Consider the following 16326-nt stretch of genomic DNA (forward strand, 5'->3'; position numbering starts at 1 on the left):
CGCAAACGTCCGATATGACCCAGGACACAATTCGGCAACATGTGCCCGCGCGGCTGTTACGAACACGTGTGAGGCAGGGGTCACATTGGTACTGCCCCTGCAAGAACGGACGGCACCCAGGAGGACGACGTGGCACGACTGCAAGGTGACGGCCCGGCACTCCCGCTCTACCTGACCGAGCCAGGGCGCGCGGTCGCAGAGCTCGGGCTCTACCTGGCGGCCCGGCCGCTGGAGGCGAGCCTGCCCAAGGGCGACGGCCACCCGGTGCTCGTGCTCCCCGGCCTGCTCGCCGACGACCGTTCCACTCGCGTGCTGCGGGCGACGCTGCGCCGACTCGGTTACCGGGTCCACGGCTGGGGGCTGGGCCGCAACATCGGCCCGACCGCCATCTGCGTCAACGGACTGCGCGACAAGCTGGACTACCTGCACGGCCGGTACCGCCGCAAGGTGACGATCATCGGCTGGAGCCTGGGCGGCATCTTCGCCCGTGACCTCGCCCGGCAGTGCCCGGACAAGGTGCGCTCGGTGATCACCCTGGGCAGCCCGTTCCGCATCGAACGGCACAGCCAGAGCCGCGCCACCAAGGTCTTCGACCGGTACGCCCACCTGCACGTGGAGCAGCGGCCCTTTCCCCTGGAGTCCGAGGGCTGCCCGCTCCCGGTCCCGGCCACCTCGATCTACTCGCACTTCGACGGCATCGTGCACTGGCAGACCTGCCTGAACGTGCCCGGCGAGCGCTGCGAGAACATCGCGGTGAACTCCAGCCACCTCGGGATCGGCCACCACCCGGCCGCGATCTACGCCGTCGCGGACCGGCTCGCGCAGCCCGAGGGCACCTGGAAGCCGTTCAAGGCGCCGGCCTACCTCCGCCCGGCGTTCCCGAAGCCCGCGGCCCCGGCCGCCCCGGGTCCGGTGGACATCCACGCGGTGCCCGCCGCCTGAGGAAGGACCCTCCTCCTCCCCTCCGCTCGCAAGCTCGCGGCGGACCCCTGGAGGAGGGCCGTTCCAGCACGTCACTGGGTGGGCGCGGAGGGATTCGAACCCCCGACCACTCGCTTGTAAGGCGAGGGCTCTACCGCTGAGCTACACGCCCCGCGCCGCCCAGGGTATTGGCCCCGGGCGGCGTGGACGAACGACTAGGCCGCCAGCTTGGCGACGGCGTCCTTCCAGCCGGACTGCTCACGCGCGTCACCGGGCTGGTTGACCTCGGCGAAGGCGATCGCGCCCTCGGCGTCGACCAGGAAGGTGCCGCGCACGGCCATGCCGGCCTTCTCGTTGAAGACGCCGTAGGCCTGGGCCGTCTCGCCGTGCGGCCAGAAGTCCGACAGCAGCGGGAAGTCGAAGCCCTCCTGCGCCTTGAAGGCCTTGAGGCTGAAGACGGGGTCGGTGCTGATGGCCAGCACCTTCACGCCGGCCTCGGTGTAGGAGGCCAGCTCGTCGCGCAGCTGGCACAGCTCACCGGTGCAGATGCCGGAGAAGGCGAACGGGTAGAAGACGACCAGCACCGGCGTGCCCCGCAGCTCGGCGAGGGACACGACCTGCTTGTCCTGGTCGGGCAGGCTGAACTCGGGCGCACGATCACCGACGGAAAGACTCATGCCGGTGATCGTGCCTGACCGGCGCACTGCGCCGGTCGCCGGGTTAGCGGCGGCTGCGCGCGGCCTTGGGCGTGACCAGGCGGATGCCCGACCAGTCCTTGGCCGCGGAGATGCTGCTGGTCTGCGAGAGCCCGGCCGTGGGAGCCACCTCGGTGACGTCACCCGGCTCGACGTGCCCGGGCCGGCCCGACTTGGGGACCAGCAGCCAGACGACACCTTCGTCCGCGAGGGAGGTCAGGGCGTCGGTGAGGGCGTCGAACAGGTCGCCGTCGTCCTCCCGCCACCACAGGACCACGACGTCGGCCACCTCATCGGTGTCCTCGTCGACCATCTCGCTGCCGGAGGTCTCGATGATGGAGTCGCGCAGGTCCTCGTCGGCGTCCTCGCTCCAGCCGAGCTCCTGCACGACCATGCCCGGCTTGATGCCCAGCCGGGCCGCCATGCCGGCGCTGTCGACGCTCATCCCTGCTGCTCCTCCATGTGTGCTGCTCCTGCTGATCCGCTGTGACGTGGATGGTGCCCTGTCGGGCCGGTGACCGCGCGGGGACGGGTCACGGGACGTCCGGGTGGACGTCGTGAACGGGCCGGGGGCGCAGCGGACGCGGGCCGACGGAGGACACGACCAGCGGGAGAACCACCCGCACCCCGGTCATGTCACCCCTCTCGCTGACGTCGACGCGCCCACCCCCGAGCGGTGATCCCCCCGGGGCGGCGCCGTCGAACGCGAGGCACCGCAGCGGAAGCGTAGGGCATGGCGGGCACGACGCAAGCTTCTGTGCACGGGCGAGGGCTGCTGAACCCCCTCCGGCGCGACACGCCTGCTTCCGCCCAACGGCACGAGACGTGACGCCGACGACTCCGGCGGTGGACGATGGGGGCATGAGCGCACCGCAGCAGACGGGCGGCGACCCCGCCCGCGACGCAGGCCAGCCCCGCCCGGTCATCACCAGCGGGCTGCCGAGCCAGCTGATCGACACCGATCCCGACGAGACCCAGGAGTGGGTGGACTCCCTCGACGCCGTCATCGACCACGCCGGCCGCGAGCGCGCCCGCTACCTGATGCTGCGGATGCTCGAGCGCAGCCGCGAGCAGCAGGTCGGCGTCCCGTCGCTGCGCAGCACCGACTACATCAACACCATCCCGCCGGACCGGGAGCCCTACTTCCCGGGCGACGAGCACGTCGAGCGCCGCATCCGCGCCTACATCCGGTGGAACGCCGCGATCATGGTGCACCGTGCGCAGCGCCCGGGCGTCGGCGTCGGCGGCCACATCTCGTCCTACGCGAGCTCCGCCTCGCTGTACGAGGTGGGCTTCAACCACTTCTTCCGCGGCAAGGACCACCCCGGCGGCGGCGACCAGATCTGGTTCCAGGGGCACGCCTCCCCCGGCATCTACGCCCGCGCGTTCCTCGAGGGCCGGCTCACCGAGGACCAGCTCGACGGCTTCCGGCAGGAGGTCAGCCACCCCGCCGGCGGCCTGTCGTCCTACCCGCACCCGCGCCTGATGCCGGAGTTCTGGGAGTTCCCGACCGTCTCCATGGGCTTGGGCCCCCTGAACGCGATCTACCAGGCCCGGTTCAACCGCTACCTGCACGGCCGCGGCATCAAGGACACCTCCGACCAGCACGTCTGGGCCTTCCTGGGCGACGGCGAGATGGACGAGCCCGAGTCGCTCGGCGCCATCGGCCTGGCCGCGCGCGAGGAGCTGGACAACCTCACCTTCGTCATCAACTGCAACCTGCAGCGGCTCGACGGCCCGGTGCGCGGCAACGGCAAGGTCATCCAGGAGCTGGAGTCGTTCTTCCGCGGCGCCGGCTGGAACGTCATCAAGGTGATCTGGGGCCGCGGCTGGGACAAGCTGCTGGCCGCCGACCGCGACGGCGCGCTGGTGCACCTGATGAACCAGACGCCCGACGGCGACTACCAGACCTACAAGGCCGAGGACGGCGCCTTCGTCCGCGAGCACTTCTTCGGCCGCGACCCGCGCACCCGCAAGCTCGTGGAGCACATGAGCGACAAGGAGGTCTGGGACCTCGCCCGCGGTGGCCACGACTACCGCAAGGTCTACGCCGCCTACAAGGCCGCGATGGACCACAAGGGGCAGCCCACGGTCATCCTCGCCAAGACCATCAAGGGCTGGACGCTCGGCAGCCACTTCGAGGGCCGCAACTCCACGCACCAGATGAAGAAGCTGACCGCGGAGGACCTCGCCGGCTTCCGCGACCGCCTCTACCTGGACATCCCCGACTCGGCGCTCGACAAGACCCTGCCGCCGTACTACAAGCCCGACCCCGACTCCGACGAGATGCAGTACATGCTCGAGCGGCGCCGGGCGCTGGGTGGCGCCGTGCCGCGCCGCCGGTCGGAGGCCAAGGCGCTCAAGGCGCCCGACGACAAGGCGCTGGAGGTCCTCCGCCGGGGCTCGGGCAAGCAGGAGGTGGCGACGACGATGGCGTTCGTCCGCCTGCTGAAGGAGCTGCTCAAGGACAAGGAGCTCGGCCCGCGTTTCGTGCCGATCATCCCGGACGAGGCCCGCACGTTCGGGCTGGACAGCCTCTTCTCCAGCCACAAGATCTACAACCCGGCCGGCCAGCGCTACACCTCGGTCGACCGCGAGCTGATGCTGGCCTACAAGGAGTCCGAGCAGGGCGTGATCCTGCACGAGGGCATCAACGAGGCCGGCTCCACGGCGTCGTTCACCGCCGTCGGCACGTCGTACTCCACGCACGGCGAGCCGATGATCCCGATCTACATCTTCTACTCGATGTTCGGGTTCCAGCGGACCGGTGACGGCTTCTGGGCGGCGGCCGACCAGATGACCCGCGGCTTCATCCTGGGTGCCACGGCCGGGCGGACGACGCTCAACGGCGAGGGGCTCCAGCACGAGGACGGTCACTCGCTGCTGCTCGCGCACACCAACCCCGCGGTGGTCTCCTACGACCCGGCGTTCTCCTACGAGGTCGCCCACATCACCCGCGACGCGCTCGTGCGCATGTACGGCGACGACCCGGGCGCTCCGCTCGGTGGGCACCGCTCGCAGGACGTCATGTACTACCTGACCGTCTACAACGAGCCGTTCAGCCAGCCCGCCGAGCCCGAGGGCCTCGACGTCGCCAGCCTGCTGGCCGGCATGTACCGCTACGCCCCCGGCCAGGGCAGCGGCACCAAGGCGCAGATCCTGGCCTCCGGCGTCGCCGTGCCGTGGGCGCTGCGAGCGCAGGAGCTGCTGGCGAACGACTGGGACGTCTCGGCCGACGTGTGGTCGGTGACCTCCTGGGGCGAGCTGCGCCGGCAGGCCGACGAGGTCACCGAGCACAACCTGCTGCACCCCGAGGAAGAGCCGCAGGTCCCGTTCGTGACCTCCCAGCTGAAGGACGCCGAGGGCCCGGTCGTCGCGGTCTCGGACTGGATGCGCGCCGTCCCGGACCTCATCGCGCCCTACGTGCCGGGTGGGATGTCGACGCTGGGCACCGACGGGTTCGGCCTCTCCGACACCCGCCCGGCGCTGCGCCGGCACTTCCACGTCGACGCCGAGTCGATCGTGGTGCGGACGCTGGCCTCGCTGGCCGACAAGGGCCAGGTCGACCGGAGCGTCGTCAAGCAGGCGGTGGAGAAGTACCAGGTCCGCGATGTGCAGGCCGCCCCGACCGAGGAGCGGAGCGACCCCTCCCCCGCGACCTGAGGAAGGAACAGCAACAGGAGCCGGCGGCGCAGGACCCCTGCGCCGCCGGCTCCCGCTCCTGCGATCTAGCTGTCCGAGGCCTGCCGGTGGCGCCGGAGGATCTCCGCGTAGGTGCGCCCGCTGTCCTTGACGGTGCGTCGCTGGGTCGCGTAGTCGACGTGGATCAGCCCGAAGCGCTGCGCGTACCCCCGGGCCCACTCGTAGTTGTCCAGCAGGGACCAGGCGAAGTAGCCGCGGACGTCGGCGCCCGCTGCGATCGCCGTGGTCACCGACTCGAGGTGCCGGAGCAGGTAGTCGGTGCGCTCGGGGTCGTGCACCGCGCCGTCGTCCGACACCTCGTCGTCCCACGCGGAGCCGTTCTCCGTCACCACCAGCGGGAGCCCGGGCGCATGGTCGCCGATCCAGAGCAGCAGGCGCGTGAAGGCCTCCGGGCTCACGCCCCAGCCCATGGTCGTGGTGGGCCCCTCGGGATCCAGCTCCACGACGTCCTCGGCGCCGATGAACGAGGTGGGCCTGCCGGCCGGCCGGGTGCCCACCTGCACCGTGGACTCGAAGTAGTAGTTGACGCCGAGCCAGTCCAGCGGGGCGGCGATGACCTCGAGATCGCCGTCCTGCACCGGCAGCGGCGCTCCGGCCGCGGCCAGGTCCGCCACGACGTCCTCCGGATAGGCGCCCGTCACGACCGGTAGGAGGAACATCCGGTTCTGCTGGCCGTCGAGCCGGCGGGCGGCGTCGACGTCGGCGGGCCGGCCGGTCGCCGGGTGCATCGGCGTGAAGTTCAGCGTGATGCCGAGGGACTCGGTCCCCTTCTCCCGCAGGACGCGGGAGGCCAGGCCGTGGCCGAGGAGCAGGTGGTGGGTGGCGCGGGCGGCGGCGACGGCGTCGCGCTCCCCCGGCGCGTGCTGGCCCGACTGGTGACCGAGCAGCGCGCTGCACATGGGCTCGTTCAGCGTCGACCAGTGCCGGACCCGGTCCCCCAGCGCGTCGTGCACCACGCCCGCGTAGTCGGCGAACCGGGCCGCGGTGTCCCGGTCGGTCCATCCGCCCCGGTCCTGCAGCGCCTGCGGGAGGTCCCAGTGGTACAGCGTGAGCCATGGGTCGACGCCGCTGTCGAGCAGCTCGTCGACCAGCCGGCGGTAGAAGTCCAGGCCGCGCTGCTCGACGCGACCGGCTCCCTCGGGCAGCACCCGGGTCCAGGCGACCGAGAACCGGTAGGCCGACAACCCGAGCTCGGCCATCAGCGCGACGTCCTCGCGGTAACGGGTGTAGTGCTCGGCGGCCACGTCGCCGGTGTGCCCCTGGAACGTGCGCCCGGGAGTGTGGCTGTAGGTGTCCCAGATCGACGGGCCGCGACCGTCGACGTCGACCGCCCCCTCGATCTGGTACGCGGCGGTGGCCGCGCCGAAGGTGAAACCGGGCGGAAAGGTGAGCCCGGAGGCCAGGTCGGGACGGGCGTCGGTCGTGGTCATGTCAGGGGGCTCCTCGGAGGACGGGGATGGATCGGTGGCCTGCCTGCGGGTCGTTCATCAGTCGACGCGCGCCTGGGTGACCGGGTCGAAGACGTGCAGCGCGTCCTCGCGGATGCGCAGCCAGAGGGTCTGGCCGGGCACCGGGACGTGCCGCGGATCGGTGCGGACGACCACCCCGGACCCGCCGACGCCGGCCCGGACCCCCGCCGGCGTGGTGTAGAGGTAGGCGTCCGAGCCCAGCTGCTCGACGACGTCGACGACCACGGGCAGGCCGTCCCCGGGGCCGCCGAGTTCCAGGCACTCGGGGCGGAAGCCGACGGTGACCCGGCCGGTGCCGGCCGATGCCCGCGCCAGCCGGTCGCGGTCCACCGGCAGGACCGACGTCCCGACGCGCACGCCGCCGTCGGCGACCTCGCCGCTGACGATGTTCATGGCCGGAGAGCCGATGAAGCCGGCGACGAACACGTTCGCCGGCCGCTCGTAGATCGCCGCCGGGGTGTCGCACTGCAGCAGCAGCCCGTCCTTGAGCACCGCGACCCGGTCCCCCATCGTCATGGCCTCGACCTGGTCGTGCGTGACGTAGACGGTGGTGGTGCCCAGCCGCCGCACCAGCGCCGCGATCTGGGTGCGGGTCTGCACCCGCAGCTTGGCGTCGAGGTTGGACAGTGGCTCGTCCATGAGGAAGACCTGCGGCTGGCGGACGATCGCCCGGCCCATCGCGACGCGCTGCCGCTGACCGCCCGAGAGCGCCTTGGGCCGGCGCTGCAGGTAGTCCTCCAGGTCGAGGATCTTCGCCGCCTCGGCGACCCGCTGGGCGATCTCCGCCTTGCCGACGCCGGCGAGACGCAGCGCGAATCCCATGTTCTGCTCGACGGTCATGTGCGGATAGAGGGCGTAGCTCTGGAAGACCATCGCGATGTCGCGGTCCTTCGGTGGGGAGTCGGTGACGTCGCGGTCGCCGATGTGGATGGCGCCGTCGTCCACCTCCTCGAGGCCCGCCAGCATCCGCAGCGACGTCGATTTGCCGCAGCCCGACGGACCGACGACGACGAGCAGCTCGCCGTCCTCGATCCGCAGGTCCAGCGCGTCGACGGCGGGGCGTTCGGTCCGGGGGTAGAAGCGCGTCGCCTGCTCGAACGTCACGGTCGCCATGGGTCGGGCCTCTTTCGGGAGGAAGGGAGGGAGGGGCTGCGGAGCTCAGGTCCGCGCTGGAGGACGGCGCCTCGCGGAGGGCCGCCGGGGCCGGTCGTCATCCCTTGACCGCGCCCTGCATGATCCCGCCGACGATCTGCTTGCCGAGGATCGTGAAGACGACCAGCACGGGAAGGGTGCCGAGCAGGGTGCCGGCCATGATCACCGACTGCTGCGGCACGTAGCCCGAGCCGAGACCGGCCAGCGCCACCTGCACCGTGGGATTGGCGGTGGTGAGCGCGATGAGCGGCCAGAAGAACTCGTTCCAGGCGGTCAGGAAGGTCAGCATCGCGAGCACGGCCATCGCCGGCCGGGCCGCCGGGACGACGATCGACCAGAAGATCCGGAACGTGGAGGCGCCGTCCACCCGCCCGGCCTCGATCAGCTCGTCGGGCAGGGCGCTGATCAGGTACTGCCGCATGAAGAAGACGCCGAACGCGCTGACCAGGGTCGGCAGGACGACCGCCTGCAGCTGGTTCACCCACTGCAGGTCGGCGATCATCATGAACAGCGGGATCACCGACAGCTGGGTGGGCACCATCATCGTGCCGACGACCAGCGCGAGCAGGAGCCCGCGGCCGCGGAACCGCAGCTTGGCGAACGCGAACCCGGCCAGCGTGCAGAACAGCACGGTGCCCACGGTGATGGCGCCCGAGACCAGCACCGAGTTCAGGATCGCCTTGCCGATCGGCGCCTGCTCCAGCGCGGCGGCGAAGTTGTCGAACAGGCTGGCGCTCGGCACGAACGGCGGTGGGCTGGCCGCGAGCTCGGCGTTGGTGTGCGAGCCGGCCACCACCGTCCAGTAGAGCGGGAAGATCGACACCAGCGCGGTGAGGGTGAGCAGCGTGTAGGTCACCGGTCCGGCCTTGCCGGACTTGCCACCCCGGCCCTTGCGGGCCCTGCCGCCCGCACCGTCGGCGGCACGGCCGACGGGGCGGACCTCGGTGGAACCGGTGCCGGGAAGAGTGATGGTCATGTCCGGCCCCTACCGGTCGGCCCGGGCGCGGAGGCGGCCGATCACGGCGTTGAGCCCCACGACGAGCAGGATGATCATGAACATGGCCCAGGCCGTGGTGGCCGCCTGGCCGATGTGGAAGTTGCTCCAGCCCTGCTGGTACATAAGCAGGCCGAGCGTCTGGTACTGGCCCGACGAGCCGCCGGTGGTGGTGCCGTTGCCGGCGAACAGCAGCGGCTCACCGAACAGCTGGACCGCGCCGATGGTCGAGACGACGATGGTGAACAGGATCGTCGGGCGCAGCGACGGCACCGTCACGTGCAGGAACTGCTTCCACCGGCTGGCGCCGTCGATCTCCGCGGCCTCGTAGAGCTCGCCGGGGATCGACTGCATGGCGGCCAGGTAGATCAGGGCGTTGTAGCCGGTCCAGCGCCAGGTCACGATGACGGCGATGGCGAACTGGCTGCTCCAGGTGCCGCTCTCCCAGTCGATCCGCTCCAGGCCGACCGCCTCGAGGGCGGTGTTGATCAGCCCGTAGTCGCGGCCGAACAGCTGGGCGAAGACCAGGGTCGCCGCCGCGATGCTCGTCGCGTAGGGCATGAGCATCACGGTGCGGAAGAAGGTCCTCCCGCGGAGCTTGTAGTTCAGCAGGTGCGCCAGGCCGAGGGCCATGCACAGCTGCGGCACCGTGGCGAGGACGCCGATCGTGAGGGTGTTCCGCGCGGCGTTCCAGAAGAACTCGCTCTGCAGCAGGTTGCGGTAGTTCTCCAGGCCCACCCAGGTGCCGCCGTCGATGTCGGACAGGCTGGTCCGGTGCAGGGACACCCAGGCGGTGTAGGCGAACGGGTAGAGGCTGAACGCCGCGAACACCAGGAAGAACGGCGCGACGTAGGCGTATCCCCAGCGGTTCTGGCTGAGCTTCCGCCGCCGGCGGCGGGCCGGAGGACGTGAGGCCGGAGGGGCAGGGGGGCGGGGCGCTGCGACGAGCGCCTCGGCGGGGCTCTGGCTCGCGATGGTCATGCGGGGCCTCGAGGGGTTCGGAGGGCGGGCCGGGTGCCCCCGGCGGACGGCGGGGGCGGCGAGGTGCCGGTGCAGGTGCCCGGGAGCGGGATCGATCGCTCCCGGGCACCGCGTCCGGTGGGGCGCGCGCCGGGCGGGGTCAGCCGCCGACGGCCTGCTGCGTGGCCTTGATCGCGTCCTCGAAGGCGTCGTCGGGCTTCGTGCCGCTCGACGCGATGTCGGTCAGGGCAGTGGTGAACGCTTCCTGGATCTGGGTGTCGTACGGCCCGATCGGCGTCCGCTTGATGGCGGCGGCCGACTGCCCGAAGATCTCACCGGTCGGCGCGCCGCTGAAGAACTCGTCGACGTGGCCGACGACGGCCGGGTCCTCCGCTGCCTGGGGGCTGGACGGGAAGTGGCCGGTGCGGGTGAAGAGCTTGACCTGCTGCTCAGGAGCGGTCAGCCACTCGACGAGGTCCTTGGCGGCCTCGACGTTCTTCCCGCTGGAGGGCACCCCGAGCCACGAGCCACCCCAGTTGGCGGCGGACTCGCTGGAGCCGGGCAGGGGCGCGACGTCCCACTCCCCGGCGCGGTCCTCGCCCATCTGCGACGTGATGTAGCCGAGCATCCAGGCCGGGCAGGCGATCGTGGCGAACGCGTCGTTGGGGAAGGCCGCGACCCACTCGTCACCGAACTGCGACAGATTGGCGGTGAGGCCCTCGGCGGCCGCCTGGCTGGCGTAGTTCCAGGCCGACTCGACGCCGTCGCTCTCCTCCGGGATGGGGTTGCCGTCCTCGTCGTTGTAGGCGGTCTCGCCCTGGTAGACCGAGGCCGAGAAGATGCTCGCCGGGCTGTCGAGGAAGGCGCTGTCCGCCGGCTTGGTCGGGGACTCGTCGTACCGGCGGGCGACGTCGAGGTACTTGTCCCACGTCGACCACAGCTCGCCGAGCTCGGTGCGGTCGGTGGGCAGGCCTGCGGCCTCGAACATGTCCTTGCGGAAGCACATGGCCTCCGGGCCGGCGTCGGTGCCCAGCCCGACGACCTTGCCGTCCTTGCTGCTGGCCTGGCCCCACTTCCAGTCGTAGAAGTTGCCCTCCAGCTCGTCGGCGTTGTCCTCCGCGCCGAAGTCGACGAAGGCGTCGGAGTGGTTGGCCACGACGTCGGCGATGAACCCGATCTCCAGGCCCTGGATGTCGTCGAGTCCGGAGCCCGCGGCGAGGCGGGTCTGCAGCGACTTGTAGTACGGGGCGGACTGGGCCACGGTGTTCTGCTTGATCGTGACGTTCGGGTGGAGCTCCATGTACTCCTCGTAGAGCCCCGCGTTGTCGAAGTCGAACGTGCCGAACAGTCCGAGGGTCAGGGTGACCGGGGCGTCGGGGTCGTACGGGCCGTCGTCCTCGGCGGCTCCCGAACCGCCGCAGGCTCCGGTGAGCAGGGCGACGGCGACCGCCGCCGACGCCGCCTTGGTCCTCGCGGACACGGACATGGCTGACCTCCTGGTCGTCGGCCGCACCCACGGATGGACGGGGCTCGAGGGACGTCGTGAGAACGCTCTCACGACCGGATGGCGGCAAGAGTGGCCTGAGTCACAATCACCTGTCAAGGGGGTCGTGGAAACGCTTCCACGGCGTTACCGTTGCCCTGCCACCCCGGCCTCCGGGGCGGCGACCGGGACGGCCAGCGAGCCGGGAGGGACGGCCATGACGAGCACCGGCACGCGGAACGGCTCCCCCACCCTCGACGAGGTGGCCCAGCTGGCCGGCGTCTCCCGGGCGACGGTGTCGCGGGTCGTCAACGACTCCCCGCGGGTGAGCCCCGAGGCGCGGCTGGCCGTGCAGGCCGCCGTCGAGACGCTGCGCTACGTGCCCAACCGGATGGCCCGCAGCCTCGTCACCCGGCGCACCGACACGATCGCGCTGGTCCTGTCGGAGTCCAACACCCAGGTCTTCTCCGACCCCTTCTTCGCCAGCATCGTGCGCGGGCTCTCCGCACGTCTCGCCGACACCGAGCTCAACCTCGTCCTGCTGGCCGCCCGCGGGGCCCGGGAGCAGGAGAAGATCGGCCGCTACGCGCGGCAGGGCCACGTGGACGGCGTCATCCTCATGTCGCTGCACAGCGACGACCTGCTGCCCGACATCCTCGCCGGCACGCACCTGCCGCTGGTGCTCTCCGGCCGTCCGCTCGACGGCCGGTCCATCGCCTACGTCGACGCCGACAACACCGGCGGCGCGGTCGCCGCCACCGAGCTCCTGCTCTCCCTGGGCCGCCGCCGCGTGGCCACCGTGACCGGCCCCCAGGACATGGTCGCCGGGCTCGACCGGTACGCCGGCTACCGCGCGGCGGTGGAGCGGTCGGGCGGCCGCGTCGACCCGGACCTGATCGCCGCGGGCGACTTCACCGAGGCCGGCGGGATGCGAGCCATGACCGAGCTGCTGTCCCGCGCGCCGGACCTGGACGCGGTCTTCGTCGCCTCCGACCCCATGGCCGTCGGCGCCGTGCAGGCGCTGCGCGCGGCCGGGCGGCGCGTGCCCGACGACGTCGCCGTCGTGGGCTTCGACGACGCAGCGGTGGCCGCGACCTCCGATCCGCCGCTGACCACCGTGGCGCAGCCGCTCGGCGAGATGACCGCGCTGATGGTGGAGCTGCTGCTCGACCAGATCGAGAGCGGGGAGCGGTCGGTCGAGGCCCGCGTCTGCGACACCTCGCTGGTCCGCCGCGCCTCCGCCTGAGCCGGGCCCGCGGGGTCAGCCCGCGAGCGCCTGCAGCGCCATCTGCGCGTAGAGCGCGACGCCGGCCGGCAGCGGCTCCTCGTCGAAGACGACGAGGTTGGAGTGGTTCGCCGGCGCGGTCGCCGGGTCCACGCCGGGCGGGCAGGCACCCAGCCACGCCATGACGCCGGGAACCCTCTGCAGCACGTAGGAGAAGTCCTCGGCGCCCATGAGCGGGGCCGGCATGAGCACGCTCGCCTGCGGTCCGAGCAGCGCCGCCGCCGTCTCCAGCACCCGGGCGGCCGCCGCCGGGTCGTTCCGCGTGACCGGGTAGCCCTCGAAGTGCTCCCAGTGCAGCTCCAGCTCGTGTGCGGCCGCCACGTGCGTGGCGACCCGCTGCACCGAGGCCACCATGTCGGCCCGCCGCTCCGCCGAGAGCGTTCGGATCGTCCCCTGGAGCACCGCGGTGTCGGGGATGACGTTGTTGGTCGACCCGGCCTCGATGTGCGCGACGGTGACGACGGCGGGGTCGAAGACGTCGACGCGGCGGGTGACCATCGCCTGCAGCGCCAGCACGATCTCGGCGGCCACCGGGATCGGGTCGGCGGCCTTGTGCGGCTCGGAGGCGTGCCCGCCGCGGCCGCGCAGCGTCATCCGCCACTGGTCGGCCGCGGCCATCACCGGCCCCGGCCGCAGGTTGACGGTCCCGCTCGGCATCGTCGAGGAGACGTGCAGGGCGAACGCACCGCTGACCGGTGCCTCGGGGACGACCTCGAGCAGTCCCTCGTCGAGCATGTACCGGGCGCCGTGGAAGCCCTCCTCCCCCGGCTGCGCCATGAACACGACCTGCCCGGCCAGTTCCTCGCGCAGCCCGGAGAGCAGCCGGGCGGCGCCGACCAGCATCGCCACGTGGGTGTCGTGCCCGCAGGCGTGCATCGCGCCGGGCACCTCGGAGGCGAACGGCAGCCCGCTGTCCTCGTGCACCGGCAGCGCGTCCATGTCACCGCGGAGCAGGTAGGTCGGCCCCGGACGCGCGCCGCGCAGCACCCCGACCACCGAGCTCGTGGTCGTCCCGGTCGTCACCTCGAGCGGCAGCTCGGCGAACGCCTCCAGCACCGTCGCCTGCGTCCTGGGCAGGTCCAGCCCGATCTCCGGGTGCCGGTGCAGCTGACGGCGCAGCTCGATGGTGCGGTCGGCGTCGGAGTACGCGGCGGCCAGGAGATCGGCGGAGCTGGTGGGCATGCCCACCACTGTCACACGGCCCAGGACGGGCGCGCGGCGTCGACCTGCCAGACCACGACGACGGCGGGCTCCGCCACCACCACCGGGCCGGCTCCCTGCGTCGTGCCCTGCGGGCCGACGACGAGCACGAGGCCGGCCGGCACCTCCAGCTCCTCCCCCGGTTCCGCGCGGCCGAGCCACAGCCGGGCGTCGGCGCGGCCCAGGTCCACCCAGCCCTCCGCCGCCCGGCGGACCTCGTGCGAGGTGGGTGCCGCGGGATCGGCGCTGCGCAGGTAGCACTGGAGCACCCGGGCGCCGTCGTCGCCGGCCACCTCGTCGTGCGTCAGCCCCTGCCCGGCCCGCAGCACCGCGACGTCACCCGCGGCGGCCGTCGCGCCCTCGCCCCAGCGGTGGGTCACGCTGCCGGCCACGACGACGGCGACGACGTCCACCGCCCGGTGCTCGTGCCGTCCGTACCCGGCGCCCGGGGCCAGCCGGTCGTCGGCGATCCGCAGCAGCGGGCCGAGCGAGCCGTCCTCCGGCGCCAGCACGAGCTGCTGGTCGAGGCCGCTCATCGCGGCGGGAGGGCGGCGCGGCCGCCCGGGAGCGCGTCGAGGAGCACGGCCACGAGCAGGCACCAGGAGATCCCGAGGGCCCAGCCGCCGAGCACGTCGGAGAGGTAGTGGACGCCCAGCCACATGCGGGTGAGCCCGACGAGCACGACCAGCACCAGCCCGGCGGCCAGCCAGGCGCGCCGGGCGCTCGCCGTCAGCGAGGGCCAGGCCAGCACCAGCGCGACGGTCACCAGCGCGGCGATGCCCGACGAGTGCCCGCTGGGATAGCTGAGCGACTCGTAGCGCGCGCCGCCGTCGGCGAACGGGGGCCGGACCCGGCCGAAGAAGTCCTTGAGCACCGCCGTCACCGCGGCGACCCCTCCGGCCGCCAGCACCACCCATGCCGCCGTCCGCCAGGCGCGGCGGCGCACCAGCCAGATCAGGGCCGGGAGGAAGACCAGCAGACGGACCCAGGTCAGGCCCGGTGCCGTGAGCACCTCCAGCAGCCAGTCCAGCGCCCGCGCGCGGTCGTCGCCGGCGTAGAGCGCCTCGCTCACCGCGGCGTCCAGACGCAGTTGCGGCCCGAGATCGGTGCGCACCCCCGCCCCGAGCAGCGCCACCACCGCGGCGCCGACGACGGTCGCGACGACCAGCGGCACCGGCACGGAGGCACGCGCGCGGGTGACATCGGCGGTGCCGACCGGGGGAACGCTCACCAGTCCACTCTCCCCCACCCGGGAACGCCGTGACACGCTGACCGGGTGAGCCCGGTGAGCAACCGCGCGCCGTCGGAGGCCACCCTCCGGCGGCTGGAACGCGCCTCCGGATCGCTGGCCACGCAGGCCGTCGCCCGGATGGACGACGAGCTCTCCTGGTTCCGCGCCATGCCCGCCGACCAGCGGTCGTGGGTCACGCTCGTGGCCCAGGCCGGCATCGCGTCGCTGGTCGAGTGGTGCCGCAGCCCCGGACGGCCGCCCAAGCTGACCGGTGAGGTGTTCGGCGCCGCCCCGCGGGAGCTGGCACGGACCGTGGCGCTCAAGCAGACCGTGGACCTGGTCAAGGTCACCGTCGAGGTGGTCGAGGAGCGGGTGGCCACGGTCGCCGAGCCCGGTGACGAGGAGGCGCTGCGCCTGGCGGTGCTGCTGTTCAGCCGCGAGGTCGCCTTCGCCACCGCGCACGTCTACGCCAGCTTCGCCGAGAACCGTGGCGCCTGGGACGCCCGCCTGGAGGCCCTGGCGGTCGACGCCCTCGTGCGCGGGGAGCGGACCGACGAGCTCTCCGGGCGGGCGGCGGCCCTCGGATGGGCGGCCACGACGCCGGCCGTCGTCGTCGTGGGCGCGACCCCGACCGACGTCCAGGACCCGCACGCCGCGGTCCGCCGCGCGGCGCGGAGCGTGCGCTGCGACGTGCTCGTCGGGGTGCACGCCGAGCAGCTGGTCGTCGTCCTCGGGGGCGCGCACGACCTCGGGCTCGCCACGGAGCGGATCAGTGACGAGTTCGGCGAGGGACCGGTGGTGACCGGGCCGGTGGTCGAGGGCCTGAGCCGCGCGGCCGTCTCCGCGAGCGCCGCGCTCGCCGGCCTGCGCGCCGCCCGGGCCTGGCCCGAGGCGCCGCGCCCGGTCCCCGCCGACGCACTGCTGGCCGAACGGGCGCTGGACGGCGATCCGCTGGCGCGGGCGGCGCTGCAGGAGCGGATCGCGGCGCCGCTGCGGGCCGCCGGGGGTGGCGTCCTGGAGACGGTGCGGGCGGTGCTCACCAGCGGCGGCAACCTCGAGGCGAGCGCGCGGGCGATCTTCGTGCACCCCAACACCGTGCGGTACCGGCTGAAGCGGGCCGCCGAGATCACCGGGCTGTCGGCCACCGACCCACGCGGCAGCTGGACCCTCCAGGTGGCCCTGGCGCTGGCCGCGCTGGACGAGGACCGCTCCCTCTGGCATTGACGCCATCCGT

14 protein-coding genes and 1 tRNA gene are annotated in these 16326 nt (G+C 72.6%); 4 read left to right on the forward strand and 11 right to left on the reverse strand.

What is annotated here, in order from left to right:
• The first annotated feature begins 129 nt into the window (after positions 1 to 129).
• The gene (locus LBW97_RS02065; protein WP_224497746.1) at positions 130 to 942 is read left to right on the forward strand and encodes a triacylglycerol lipase; all 813 of its coding nucleotides are present in this window, start codon (positions 130 to 132) and stop codon (positions 940 to 942) included.
• A gap of 79 nt (positions 943 to 1021) precedes the next feature.
• Here LBW97_RS02065 and LBW97_RS02070 read toward each other — a convergent pair.
• From LBW97_RS02070 to LBW97_RS02080, 3 genes are all read right to left on the reverse strand, one after another.
• Positions 1022 to 1093: transfer RNA gene (locus LBW97_RS02070), tRNA-Val, on the reverse strand.
• 43 nt (positions 1094 to 1136) lie between these two features.
• Entirely contained in the window at positions 1137 to 1598 is a 462-nt protein-coding gene (locus LBW97_RS02075; protein WP_224497747.1) for a peroxiredoxin, read from the reverse strand.
• A 43-nt stretch (positions 1599 to 1641) separates the two neighbouring features.
• Positions 1642 to 2061: a DUF3052 domain-containing protein gene (locus LBW97_RS02080; protein WP_224497748.1), complete on the reverse strand. Its 420-nt coding sequence runs from the start codon at positions 2059 to 2061 to the stop codon at positions 1642 to 1644.
• A gap of 416 nt (positions 2062 to 2477) precedes the next feature.
• On the opposite strand from LBW97_RS02080, the gene aceE reads away from it, so the two are divergent.
• Positions 2478 to 5279 carry a pyruvate dehydrogenase (acetyl-transferring), homodimeric type gene (gene aceE / locus LBW97_RS02085; RefSeq protein ID WP_374489222.1) on the forward strand — a complete coding sequence of 934 codons (2802 nt, stop codon included), beginning with the start codon at positions 2478 to 2480 and terminating at the stop codon, positions 5277 to 5279.
• Positions 5280 to 5344: 65 nt separating this feature from the next.
• Here aceE and LBW97_RS02090 read toward each other — a convergent pair whose 3' ends face one another.
• From LBW97_RS02090 to LBW97_RS02110, 5 genes are all read right to left on the reverse strand, one after another.
• The gene (locus tag LBW97_RS02090) at positions 5345 to 6748 is read right to left on the reverse strand and encodes a GH1 family beta-glucosidase (protein WP_224497749.1); all 1404 of its coding nucleotides are present in this window, start codon (positions 6746 to 6748) and stop codon (positions 5345 to 5347) included.
• A 57-nt stretch (positions 6749 to 6805) separates the two neighbouring features.
• On the reverse strand, positions 6806 to 7900 hold the full coding sequence (locus LBW97_RS02095) for an ABC transporter ATP-binding protein (RefSeq protein WP_224497750.1): 1095 nt from the start codon (positions 7898 to 7900) through the stop codon (positions 6806 to 6808).
• 97 nt (positions 7901 to 7997) lie between these two features.
• On the reverse strand, positions 7998 to 8915 hold the full coding sequence (locus LBW97_RS02100; protein WP_224497751.1) for a carbohydrate ABC transporter permease: 918 nt from the start codon (positions 8913 to 8915) through the stop codon (positions 7998 to 8000).
• Positions 8916 to 8924: 9 nt separating this feature from the next.
• Positions 8925 to 9914, reverse strand: a complete 990-nt coding sequence (locus LBW97_RS02105; RefSeq protein ID WP_224497752.1) for a carbohydrate ABC transporter permease — start codon at positions 9912 to 9914, stop codon at positions 8925 to 8927.
• 139 nt (positions 9915 to 10053) lie between these two features.
• Positions 10054 to 11379, reverse strand: coding sequence for an extracellular solute-binding protein (locus LBW97_RS02110; RefSeq protein WP_224497753.1), 1326 nt, complete (start codon positions 11377 to 11379; stop codon positions 10054 to 10056).
• Positions 11380 to 11593: 214 nt separating this feature from the next.
• On the opposite strand from LBW97_RS02110, the gene LBW97_RS02115 reads away from it, so the two are divergent.
• Positions 11594 to 12622: a LacI family DNA-binding transcriptional regulator gene (locus LBW97_RS02115; protein ID WP_224497754.1), complete on the forward strand. Its 1029-nt coding sequence runs from the start codon at positions 11594 to 11596 to the stop codon at positions 12620 to 12622.
• Positions 12623 to 12637: 15 nt separating this feature from the next.
• On the opposite strand, the gene LBW97_RS02120 is transcribed toward LBW97_RS02115, so the two are convergent.
• Genes LBW97_RS02120 through LBW97_RS02130 form a run of 3 tightly spaced genes read right to left on the reverse strand, consistent with a single transcriptional unit; the run spans position 12638 to position 15092 of the window.
• Positions 12638 to 13843, reverse strand: coding sequence for a M20 family metallopeptidase (locus tag LBW97_RS02120; RefSeq protein WP_224497755.1), 1206 nt, complete (start codon positions 13841 to 13843; stop codon positions 12638 to 12640).
• 11 nt (positions 13844 to 13854) lie between these two features.
• Entirely contained in the window at positions 13855 to 14397 is a 543-nt protein-coding gene (locus LBW97_RS02125) for a pirin family protein (protein WP_224497756.1), read from the reverse strand.
• Positions 14394 to 15092, reverse strand: a complete 699-nt coding sequence (locus tag LBW97_RS02130; protein WP_224497757.1) for a phosphatase PAP2 family protein — start codon at positions 15090 to 15092, stop codon at positions 14394 to 14396. The genes LBW97_RS02125 and LBW97_RS02130 overlap by 4 nt, the downstream gene beginning before the upstream one ends.
• A 45-nt stretch (positions 15093 to 15137) precedes the next feature.
• Here LBW97_RS02130 and LBW97_RS02135 point away from each other — a divergent pair, with 45 nt between their 5' ends.
• Positions 15138 to 16316, forward strand: coding sequence for a CdaR family transcriptional regulator (locus LBW97_RS02135; RefSeq protein ID WP_224497758.1), 1179 nt, complete (start codon positions 15138 to 15140; stop codon positions 16314 to 16316).
• Positions 16317 to 16326: the final 10 nt, after the last annotated feature.

The organism is Blastococcus sp. LR1, assembly GCF_020166105.1.
Lineage (GTDB): Bacteria > Actinomycetota > Actinomycetes > Mycobacteriales > Geodermatophilaceae > Blastococcus.